The following is an 11,672-nucleotide window of genomic DNA, read 5'->3' as shown; positions in this document are numbered from 1 at the left end:
GYTTTCAGCGGTTATCGCTCATGGACGTTGGCTACCCAGCTACTGCCGCTTGCACGACAGCTGGTTCACCAGTGGTCCACTCACCCCGGTCCTCTCGTACTAGGGGTGACCCTCCTCAAGCCTCCTCCGCTCGCAGCAGATAGGGACCGAACTGTCTCACGACGTTCTGAACCCAGCTCACGTACCGCTTTAATAGGCGAACAGCCTAACCCTTGGGACCTGCTCCAGCCCCAGGATGCGATGAGCCGACATCGAGGTGCCAAACACCGCCGTCGATGTGAACTCTCGGGCGGTATTAGCCTGTTATCCCCGGGGTAACTTTTATCCGCTGATCAACGGCCTTTCCACTCAGTGCCGCAAGGTCACTAGGACCAGGTTTCCCTCCTGCTCGGCCTGTCAGCCTCACAGTCAAGCCGGCTTTTGCCCTTACACTCTCCGGTTGGTTTCCAACCAACCTGAGCCGACCTTCGTGCGCCTCCGTTACCTTTTTGGAGGCGACCGCCCCAGTCAAACTGCCTGCCTAGCACTGTCCCTGTGGTGCTCTTCACACCACCAGGTTAGTACTCCGCTGTGGCGAGGGTGGTATCCCACCGGCGGCTCCCCCGACCCTGGCGAGCCGGGTTCTCAGCCTCCCACCTATCCTGTACACACCACAACAAAGTACAATACCAAGCTGCAGTAAAGCTCCACGGGGTCTTTCCGTCTAGCTGCGAGTACTGGGCATCTTCACCCAGACTGAAATTTCGCCGGGCCCCCCGTTGAGACAGTGCTCCGATCGTTACGCCATTCGTGCAGGTCGGAACTTACCCGACAAGGAATTTCGCTACCTTAGGACCGTTATAGTTACGGCCGCCGTTTGCCGGGGCTTCGGTTCAGAGCTTCGCCCTTTCGGGCTAACCCCTCCCCTTAACCTTCCGGCACTGGGCAGGCGTCAGACCCTATACTTCCTCTTTCGAGTTAGCAGAGTCCTGTGTTTTTGGTAAACAGTCGCCGGAGCCTTGTCACTGCGGCTCCCCGGTGCTATTCACACCAGAGAGCACCCCTTCTCCCAAAGTTACGGGGCCATTTTGCCTAGTTCCTTAACGGGGGTTATCCCGCTCCCCTTAGCCTTCTCAGCCAGCCTACCTGTGTCGGTTTGCGGAACGGTCAGCTAATAGCTCAAGCGGCTTGCGACGCTTTTCTCGGCAGTGTGAACGCAACCTCGTCGCTCCCGAAGAAGCTCCCCATCACGCCTCAGCCTCCGGAGGCGGATTTGCCTACCTCCATCATCGGCCTTGACGCTTGGACGCACTGTGCAACCAGTACGCGAGGCCTATCCTCCTGCGTCACGCCCCAAGCCTCACTATTAGCTGGTACCGGAATATTAACCGGTTTCCCATCGGCTAACCCTTTCGGGTTCACCTTAGGGTACCGACTAACCCTGGGCGGACGACCCTTCCCCAGGTACCCTTAGGCTTTCGGGGGGAGAGATTCTCACTCTCCTCTCGCTACTCATGCCTGCATTCTCTCTTGCGCTTCGTCCAGCAGCCCTCGCGGGTCTGCCTTCGCCCTACCGCGCAATGCTCCCCTACCGACAACAGCCTTTCGCTGCTGTCCCACAGCTTCGGAGGGTGGCTTCAGCCCCCTTACATCTTCGGCGCGAAGAGCCTCAACTGGTGAGCTGTTACGCACTCTTTAAATGATGGCTGCTTCTAAGCCAACATCCCAGCTGTCTTCGACTCTTCACTTCCTTTAACACTTAGCCACCTCTTCGGGCCCTTAGCTGGTGGTCTGGGCTGTTTCCCTTTCGACCACGGACCTTATCGCCCGTAGTCTGTCTCCTGCACTTTGAGTGATGGTATTCGGAGTTTGGCTGAGGTCGGAGGTTGCCCCCCTAGCTCAACCAGTGCTCTACCCCCATCACTGACCATGCAGGGCCGTGCTTAGACACGTTTCGGGGAGAACCAGATATCACCGGGTTCGGTTGGCTTTTCACCCCTACCCACAGGTCATCCAATGGCTTTTTACCGCCAACTGGTTCGGTCCTCCAGTGGGTGTTACCCCACCTTCAACCTGCCCATGGGTAGCTCACCCGGTTTCGGGTCTACCGCAGCTGACTCCTCGCCCTTTTCAGACTCGGTTTCCCTTCGGCTTCGCCTCTCCCGGCTTAACCTCGCCAGCTACGATAACTCGCAGGCTCATTAATCAAAAGGCACGCGGTCACCCTTTCGGGCTCCCACTTCTTGTCGGCACACGGTTTCAGGTCCTCTTTCACTCCCCTCCCGGGGTGCTTTTCACCTTTCCCTCACGGTACTTTTGCGCTATCGGTCAGCAGGGAGTATTTAGCCTTGGAGGGTGGTCCCCCCTGATTCCCACGGGATTCCTCGTGCCCCGTGGTACTCGGGATCACAACCCAGGGAGCCTCGCACCTTTCGCCTACGGGACTTTCACCCTCTCCGGTGGGCCTTCCCAGACCCTTCAGCTAGATGCAAGGTTTGTAACTCCCCGGCGAGTCTGCGGCCTCGCCCAGTTGCGTCCCTCTACCCCGTGGTAGCAACGCCCGCAGGCTTCTACACTACCACGGTTTAGGCTCCTCCCCTTTCGCTCGCCGCTACTCAGGGAATCTCGGTTGATTTCTTTTCCTCCGGTTACTGAGATGTTTCACTTCACCGGGTTCGCCTCTCCTTTCGGAGATACCTACCCTCTCAGGTAGGTGGGTTTCCCCATTCGGGCATCCACGGATCAACGGTCGTTTGCACCTCCCCGTGGCTTTTCGCAGCTTGCCACGCCCTTCTTCGCCTCCTGCTGCCTAGGCATCCACCGTGCGCCTTCTGTACCTTTACCTTCCCTATGCACTTTTCAATGACCTGAGAGTCACTCAAAGATGGATAGCGGTCCGCACTTGACTCCTTAGAAAGGAGGTGATCCAGCCCCACCTTCCGGTAGGGCTACCTTGTTACGACTTAGCCCCCCTCGCCAGCCCCACCTTAAACGGGCTCCCCCCTTTCGGTTGGGACACCCGTCTTCAGGTGTTGCCAACTCGGGTGGCTTGACGGGCGGTGTGTACAAGGCCCGGGAACGTATTCACCGCGGCATGGCTGATCCGCGATTACTAGCGATTCCGGCTTCATGCAGGCGGGTTGCAGCCTGCAATCCGAACTGAGGAACGGTTTCAGGGATTTGCTCAGCATCGCTGCCTCGCTCCCCGCTGTCCGTCCCATTGTAGCGCGTGTGTCGCCCAGGACATAAGGGGCACGATACCTGACGTCATCCCCCCCTTCCTCCGCCTCGTCGGCGGCGGTCCCCCTAGAGTGCCCGGCCTAACCGCTGGCAACTAGGGGCAGGGGTTGCGCTCGTTGCGGGACTTAACCCAACACCTCACGGCACGAGCTGACGACGGCCGTGCACCACCTGTGCTGGCTCCCACCTAACGGTGGGTCCTTCCCCTTTCGGTTCAGTACCACCAGCATGTCAAGCCCTGGTAAGGTCCTTCGCTTAGCATCGAATTAAACCACACGCTCCACCGCTTGTGCGGGCCCCCGTCAATTCCTTTGAGTTTCACCCTTGCGGGCGTACTCCCCAGGCGGCTCACTTATCGCGTTTGCTTCAGCACGGAGTGCTCTACGCACCCCACACCTAGTGAGCATCGTTTAGGGCCAGGACTACCGGGGTATCTAATCCCGTTCGCTCCCCTGGCTTTCGAGCCTCAGCGTCAGGTCCAGCCCAGGAGACCGCCTTCGCCACCGGCGTTCCTGCCGATATCTAAGGATTTTACCCCTACACCGGCAGTTCCGTCTCCCTCTACTGTCCTCAAGCCCAGCAGTTTCGACCGCAGGACCGAAGTTGAGCTCCGGTTTTTCACAGTCGACTTGCTGGGCCGCCTACGCTCCCTTTACGCCCAGTGATTCCGGGTAACGCTCGCCCCCTACGTATTACCGCGGCTGCTGGCACGTAGTTAGCCGGGGCTTCCTAGTAAGGTACCGTCTCCTCCGGTGGCTTTCCACTCCACCGGCTATTCGTCCCTTACCACAGCGGTTTACGACCCGAAGGCCTTCGTCCCGCACGCGGCGTCGCTGGATCAGGCTTTCGCCCATTGTCCAATATTCCGCACTGCTGCCTCCCGTAGGAGTAGGACCCGTGTCTCAGTGTCCTTGTGGCCGGTCGCGCTCTCACGCCGGCTACCCGTCGTCGCCTTGGTGGGCTCTTACCCCACCAACTAGCTGATGGGCCGCGGGCCACTCCACTGGCGATGCTGTCGCACCTTTCCCCTTTCGGGCTTATGCGGTATTAGCTACCCTTTCGGGTAGTTATCCCCCACCAGCGGATATGTTCCCACGTGTTACTCACCCGTTCGCCACTGGCTCGCCCCCCGAAGGGGGTCCGCCCGTACGACTTGCATGTGTCAGGCACGCCGCCAGCGTTCACCCTGAGCCAGGATCAAACCCTCCATCCATGGCTCTCTTTCCACTCAAAGTTTTCTTCCTTGGGACCGCTATCCATTTTTCAATGACCCTCTTATCTCCAGCGCTAACTATATTACCATCACCTTCCCCACCTGTCAAGTTACAGGAAACTTACCAGTTCCTTCGCAATGTGTGAATTCATTTCATAGGGGATTGCTGTTCGACTTAATCGAGATCCGAGAGTCCGAGAGCCGAGACCCGAGAGGGCCGCTACGCGGCGAGTAAGCACGCTTCGCGTGGGTGTGCCCAGCTGCGCTGGGGGTAAGCCTGACTATGTCAGGGGTAAGCGCCTTCGGCGGATGTAAGAAATCGTTGTCGGTTGTTCGAAAACACAGAGAATCCGAGAGCTTGTGAACAAAAATTAAAGTACGAGATTGGATGTTGGAGACTGGAGTTTAGATAAAAATCGGGTATGGGGTTAAGGGTCTTGGGTGTAGAAAGAGCTTTGAGAGCCGATTCTCATCTTCTTGGTCTCTCGGTTGTCGGATCTCGAACACCGGATCTCGGTTTTAGATGCCGGTACGTTATAATCATTATGGATTAAATGCTATGACCAGGGATTAGGAGTATGCCAAATGAAACTCGTAGATACTATAAAACCAGAAAAAAGGAAAGCCTTTTGTTTAAGAGAAAAGGTGCTAAAAAGGGAAGTTGAAATTCTAAATGAGGAAGTTCAGATACTATTAGAGAAAGCACAAGAGAAAATTCCTGAAGAACTTGAAGATCTCGAGCTTCTTTCAACCTATGAAAGTGCTGTTGTAAGAGCTGCCAAGCTCATTCGAAACAGTGGCTATACCTTCGACAAACTAAGACGATTCATACGGCAAAATGTCCTAAAAGAGCTCAGGTACAAGGTTTATCCGCTGCTTGACTCCCTCGAAAATCTTGAAAATGAGACAATTTCGTACATTGAACAAGTAAAGCGATGCAGAGATAGAACAATTGTTCACCTTGATCCACGATTTGCTTTCAACCTAAAAAGATACCAGAACAATCTTGCAAGCCTTGAAGCTCTTAAGAGTGTTCTCGACTATCTTTTGAAAAATGTCGAGCTCCTGTTTGATAAAGCGCTTTGAATTTTCTGTGTCGTTTATTCCCACTCTATCGTTGCTGGTGGTTTTGAGGTTATGTCGTAAACAACCCTCCCGATTCCTTTAACTCTATTACATATCCTCCTTGCAGCTTCATCCAGTATTTCGTAGGGAATTCTCGAACCAACTACCGCCGGTCATTCCGTTCAATCTCACTAATTCACAGCTCTCAATGCTAAAACAATATTCATAAGCTCTCTCATCCCCCACAACGCCAACAGACTTAGCGTTCAATAACACACTGAAAGCTTGCCACACTTTGTCGTACCAACCGGTTTTTTTCAATTAAGCCTATAAAGATCGCATCAGCCTTTTTTAGGATGTCGAGTTTTTCTGCTGTTATCTCTCCTATGATCCTGACCCCAAGTCCCGGACCGGGAAAAGGATGTCTGTAAAGCATTTCCTTCGGTATTCCTAATAGCTCCCCCAGAACTCTTACTTCATCTTTGAATAAATATCTCAAGGGTTCAACTACTTTGAGGTTCATTTCCTCAGGCAAACCTCCGACATTGTGGTGAGATTTTATTTTCGCCGTTTCCAATCCAGAAGCGGCGCTTTCTATAACATCAGAATATATGGTTCCCTGTATAAGAAAATCTCCACCGGTTTTCAGTGCTTCTTCTTCAAAAACCTTGATAAACTCTCGGCCAATTATCTTTCGTTTTTCCTCTGGATCTATCACACCTTTTAGCTCTTTCAAGAAACGATCCCTGGCATTAACCACCGTGACATTCAAACCAAGCCTTTCTTTAAAAACCGCAGGAACCTCTTTTTCTTCATCAAGCCTTAGAAGCCCATGATCTACAAATATGTTTTTCAGTCTGCTGCCAATAGCCCTATGAGTTAAAACAGCCGCTACAGAAGAATCAACCCCACCGGATAACCCGAGAACTGCTATTCCATCTCCTGTTTCTTCTCTGAGTTTTTTCACCATATCCTCAAGAAATTTCTCCATATTCCAATTCGGTTCCATCTTACATATATTGAAGACGAAGTTTTCGATAATCTTCATACCATGTTCGGTATGTTTGACCTCAGGGTGGAATTGTAATGTCCAGATATCCTCTTCCAAAGAATATAATCCTGCTGGAATCCCGTTTTCTGTTTCTGCTATCGTTGCAAAATGCTCGGGTATTTTGACAACACTATCTCCATGACTCATCCAAACGTGAAGCTCAGCTGGAAGCCCTTTGAAAATAGGATTCTTTTGATCAAGTTTGATGTGAGTTCTTCCATATTCACTTGTTTCTGTTTTTTCAACTATACCACCATATTCTTTTGCAATAAGCTGCATCCCGTAGCATATCCCAAGTATAGGTACCTTTAACCCTCTTAACCACGAGGGCAAGGACGGCGCATCAGTGGCCAAAACACTCCGTGGGCCACCTGAAAGTATTACCCCTTCAATCTCTTCAGGCCGATTTTTTCCTATATGATGAACTACTTCACTGTAAACGCCTATTTCCCTTAATCGCCGAGCAATTAGCTGCGTATATTGGGAACCATAGTCAACAACGACTATTTTTTTCATCTGTTTTCCTCCTCAAAAATGTCTACTTTCATGCCAGAAAGCTCATTTCTCAGCGGGATTTCATGAAATACTCAATACTCCTGTTCCAGGTTCTTTCCTGTGCTTCAGTAAAGTAACACGCAGGTAACTCTCCGCGGGAACGATGATAAGAAAGGCACTCGCAGCATTTCCCTTTTCTTGGACAACCAGGATAACTACAATTGCACTTTTGAAGATTTTGCTTAAAGTTCGTGCATTCCATATTATCCCCCCCTTAAGAGTTCCTCATGCGAATTATGAATAATCAACATAAGGACTAAAATAATTCTAGCATAGAAATGCTTACTCATATTTCAATTGTTAGTGTTTTCTATAGACACGAACTAGTGGTAAACTAAAATGTCATAGCATCATTCTCCATGTTTAAAAGTACTGGAATACGGTATATGAAGGGGATGGTGGATTTGCTTAGAAACAATAAGACAGATGTACCAGAAATCAAATTACTAAAAATGGTCTTAAATAATACCTCTGCTTCGATACTCGTAAGTAAAAAAGACCCGCAAAATAATCTATGCTAATCCTGCCGCAGAAAGACTTTTTGAGGGGCGACAACTCATTGGTTCTACTTTTGATTATCCCGTTTCGAATGAAAGGATCCGGGAATTTGTGTTAGACCTTCCAAATAACCGCAAAAAAATTGTCCAGATGAATGCAGAAAAGGTTTTTCTTGGTAATGAAGAAGTTTTTGTTATCACTCTTGTGAATGTGACCAAAGAAAAAATGGAATTGAAACAACTAACAAAAATTAAAGAACGTCTTGATCTGGCTCTTGAGGGAACTGAAGCGGGTATCTGGGATCTTGATCTTAAAACAAATGAAGTTTTTTTGGATGAACGTTTCGCCGTTCTTTTCGGATGGGATAGCGCGGGGACGATCAGCGGAAGTGCAATCGGGAAATTCTTTGCTATTGTTCATCCGGAAGATGTTAAAAGAACCAAAGAAATGTTGGAAAATCATTTGAAAGGACTTTCGGATAAATATGAAGTAGAAGCTCGCCTGTATACAAAATCAGGAGAATGGAAGTGGGCCTTCATCAGCGGGAAAGTTGTCGAATGGGATGAAAATGGTAAGCCAGTAAGAATGGTTGGAACAGTAAGGGATATAACGGAAAATAAAAAGGTTCACTTTGAACTTCAAGAGACGTTACGAGGAGCTATCCGCGTTCTGGGAAAGGTCGTTGAAAAGAAAGATCCTTATACTGCGGGGCACCAACATAGGGTCTCTATTTTGGCTAGCAAGATTGCAAAAGAATTGAATTTACCAGAGGATAGAGTTACCGCTGTTGCTATGGCCGGGTTGGTTCATGATATAGGAAAAATCTCTATACCGTCCGAAATATTAGTAAAACCTGGTTCGCTAACACCGGTTGAATGGCAAATGATAAAAAGTCATCCAGAAGCTGGTTATGAAATCCTCAAAGAAATCAAATTTCCATGGCCAATTGCTGATATTGTTCTTCAACATCACGAAAGAATGGACGGTTCGGGATATCCTCTGGGATTGAAAAATGATAAAATTCTTTTAGAAGCAAGGATTATAGCCGTTGCTGACGTGGTTGAAGCGATGTCTTCACACAGACCTTATAGACCAGCACTGGGAATCGATAACGCTCTTGAAGAAATTGATAAAAATGCTGGGAAGCTGTATGATCCAGATGTGGTGCAAGCTTGTTTGAAGGTTTTCAAGGAAGGATTTGATTTTAACAAGAAATAGAAGCTTTTTTGGGATGATAGCTGATGAAAAAAAGTGTAAGAACATATATAAATATTTTACTCTATGTTACCATTGCTTCTATTGGTGTAATTGGGGCTATGCTTCTATTATTTGGATTAGCCAGCTCAAAGCTTGCGTATTACGAAAAAATCGCAAATGACTTCTCGAAAATTAACACAATGGTTTTGGAGGTTGGAAGACTTCATAATCTTTATCATGATAATAAGGGACAAATACAAGAAGTTCCAGAGTACGCGGAGACACTATCAAAACTATCCAAAGAATTAAGGGAACTTGAAAAATATTCTTCACAAATCCCTATATCCTTTTCTTCCGATGAAATCCTTCCGCTGATAACAGACGAATATCAATACCTACGGTTTGCCACGATTCTTAAAGATTTGCAGAGAGAAGTAGAAAATTGGGTGTACGACAGGGTCCGGTCTGTTAACAAATTAAAAAATGTAGCGTTGTATATCATAATTGCCAGTCTTGGGATCATAGTGACTGTTTTACTATTTATCTGGAGAAGCTTCAAAGACTATGTGGAATATGTTCAGCAGAGTATGGAAAATATAGATTCCTTTCTTGAACATGAAGAACTGAAAACACAACAGGAATCGGTGCTGAAGGAAACTGAAGAGGTCCGTGAAAGCACGGAAAAGATTATCAATGAGCTGAAGTTTGACAGAGAATTGTTGAATATTCCAACCATTGGAACTCTGGAGGATGTCGTTCCCAACATATTTGAGACATTGAACAAATATGTGAATGCGGATCGGATAGCATTTGCTTTTTTAGATGAGCTGGGAAACGTTATTGCAGAAACGGCTGTGTCAAAAACAGGTGAAATACGCCTTAGATCAGGGTTCGTCTATAGACTTGATCGCACGACACTCAGTAGAGTCATGGAGAATAGGCGTCCACGTATAATTAACGATCTCCAGCATTACTATGAAAATGTACATAAGTCCGAGGCAACCAGGCTTATTTTGGAAGAAGGCATGAGATCGAGCATAACCGTTCCAATATTTGTTAATCATAGGTGCATAGGTTTTTTCTTCGTGAACAGTGCAAAAGCAAATTTTTTCACGGAGGAAAATGCTTCCAGAGTAGAACGTTTTGTAAGGATTATCAAGGGTCTTATTTACAATTCTTACATAAACCAGGAATTGATAGCGACGACTGCGAGAACCTTTGCTGATATCGTAGAAAAAAAAGACCTCGAGACCGGCGAACATTTAACAAGGGTTTCGCTGTATTCGTATTTGATTGCTTCCAGACTTGCAAAAGATGACGATAGACTCACGCCAAAGTTTATCCGCGAAGTACTATGGTTCAGTCCATTACACGACATCGGAAAAGTGGGAATTCCAGACAAAATACTTCTGAAACCTGGAAAACTCACCAAAGAAGAATTTGAAATCATGAAGACCCACGTAATTATAGGTGAAGGGGTTTTGCAAAAGATGAGCAAAAATCTAATATCAAAGGTTGGCATTGACTTTATGAAAACTGCAAGGGATGTAATAATAGGGCATCATGAAAAATGGGACGGAAGTGGTTATCCTTACGGGTTGAAGGGCGAACAGATTCCCCTTGCTGGGCGCATAGTAGCTGTTGCTGATGTTTTTGACGCATTAACATCACGAAGGCCTTACAAACCGGCCTTTGGGTTTGAAACAGCACTTAAAATGTTGCGGCAGGATCGCGGAAAGCGATTCGATCCTGTTGTTCTTGATGCGTTTTTTGATGTTCTGGATGAAGTAAAACGTGTATACGAACTGCACCGAGATAAAGGTTGATAGACGCAAAAGCGTTACTTATTCTTTTTCTTCACTTCTTGATAGCGCCTTTGAGCTTCTTCTATTATCCTTTCAGCAGCTTCTCTTCTTTCCCAACCTTCGGTACCAGTGACCTTGTTTTCAAGCTGTTTGTAAATAGAGAAAAAGTTTTCTATCTCTCTAAGGAGGTGTGGTGGAACCTGCTCTAGATTCTCAATATGATTCCAGAGAGGATCTTTTACGGGAACACATAATATCTTTTCATCAGTTCCTTTTTCGTCCCACATCTTGAAAACGCCAACTGGAACCACATCTATAATGCATCCTGGGAAAGTTGGTTCAGAAACAAGAACCATGGCATCAAGCGGATCTCCATCTAATGCGAGCGTATCGCAAATGAACCCATAGTCAGCTGGATAATGCACAGACGAAAAAAGTGTTCTATCGAATCGAATCATTTTCTTTTCTTTGTCATATTCATACTTGTTTCTGCTACCCTTGGGAATTTCAACCATCACTGTAACAACCATTTGTATCTCCTCCCGATTTCAAAATCTCTTTTCATTGTGCCATTTTAACACTAGAAAGCTCGATAAACAAATCGCTCAAAAATTCTCAATTCTTTCCGTCAGATTCAATTTTACATCATAATATCTTCGAGGGCTGAGAATCCGAAAGTTCAAGAAAAGCCGTTGTCGGTTGTGGGTTGTAGGTTATGCGTGACATATTTACCCCCTAAAAGGATTGGACAAAAGAAGCCCAACAGCATAGAATAAAGGAAAGAAAAAGGGGGTAAAAGGAATGAAAGGAAAAACACCGCGAAGATACAGTTCGGAATTCAAAATCAAATTGGTTAAGGAGTATTTAGGGACAGACAAGAGTTACAGAGAATTGGGAGTCGAATATGATGTGGATGCTTCACTTATCATGAGTTGGGTAAAGCGCTACGAAAGATACAAAGAAAATGCGTTCCAGCCTCCGAAAAGGAAGCCTTCATTCATAGCAGATGAAAGCAAGATACCCGCTTTTCTTAAAGAAGAGCTCGGCCTGGATAAGATAAAAGAACACA

Annotated in this window: 6 protein-coding genes, 2 rRNA genes and 1 pseudogene; 4 read left to right on the top strand and 5 right to left on the bottom strand. The window is 47.5% G+C overall.

The annotated features are described in order from the left end of the window. A 23S ribosomal RNA gene (locus DU53_RS05980) occupies positions 1–2,823 on the bottom strand; the annotation flags it as partial. 70 nt (positions 2,824–2,893) lie between these two features. Further along, positions 2,894–4,432: ribosomal RNA gene (locus DU53_RS05975) — 16S ribosomal RNA — on the bottom strand. 585 nt (positions 4,433–5,017) lie between these two features. Here DU53_RS05975 and DU53_RS05970 point away from each other — a divergent pair. Continuing rightward, positions 5,018–5,518: a hypothetical protein gene (locus DU53_RS05970; protein WP_063728006.1), complete on the top strand. Its 501-nt coding sequence runs from the start codon at positions 5,018–5,020 to the stop codon at positions 5,516–5,518. 14 nt (positions 5,519–5,532) lie between these two features. Here DU53_RS05970 and guaA read toward each other — a convergent pair. Next, a pseudogene (gene guaA, locus DU53_RS05965) lies at positions 5,533–7,064 on the bottom strand (glutamine-hydrolyzing GMP synthase). 49 nt (positions 7,065–7,113) lie between these two features. Continuing rightward, positions 7,114–7,305 carry a DUF6485 family protein gene (locus DU53_RS12830; RefSeq protein ID WP_082853843.1) on the bottom strand — a complete coding sequence of 64 codons (192 nt, stop codon included), beginning with the start codon at positions 7,303–7,305 and terminating at the stop codon, positions 7,114–7,116. Between the two features lie 446 nt (positions 7,306–7,751). Here DU53_RS12830 and DU53_RS12500 point away from each other — a divergent pair, with 446 nt between their 5' ends. After that, a complete protein-coding gene (locus DU53_RS12500) occupies positions 7,752–8,819 on the top strand; it encodes an HD domain-containing phosphohydrolase (RefSeq protein WP_082853844.1) in 1,068 nt (355 codons plus the stop codon). Positions 8,820–8,842: 23 nt separating this feature from the next. Further along, positions 8,843–10,624, top strand: coding sequence for an HD domain-containing phosphohydrolase (locus DU53_RS05955; protein ID WP_063728003.1), 1,782 nt, complete (start codon positions 8,843–8,845; stop codon positions 10,622–10,624). Between the two features lie 14 nt (positions 10,625–10,638). On the opposite strand, the gene DU53_RS05950 is transcribed toward DU53_RS05955, so the two are convergent. Continuing rightward, the gene (locus DU53_RS05950; protein ID WP_015868492.1) at positions 10,639–11,133 is read right to left on the bottom strand and encodes an inorganic diphosphatase; all 495 of its coding nucleotides are present in this window, start codon (positions 11,131–11,133) and stop codon (positions 10,639–10,641) included. Between the two features lie 271 nt (positions 11,134–11,404). On the opposite strand from DU53_RS05950, the gene DU53_RS05945 reads away from it, so the two are divergent. Then, the coding region (locus DU53_RS05945) for a transposase (RefSeq protein WP_063728001.1) at positions 11,405–11,672 on the top strand (268 nt) is incomplete at its 3' end.

This window comes from Kosmotoga sp. DU53, assembly GCF_001639905.1.
GTDB classification, from domain to species: Bacteria; Thermotogota; Thermotogae; order Petrotogales; family Kosmotogaceae; genus Kosmotoga; species Kosmotoga olearia.
Note: the sequence above shows the minus strand (reverse complement) of the source record. Positions and strands in the feature narration are given on the sequence as shown.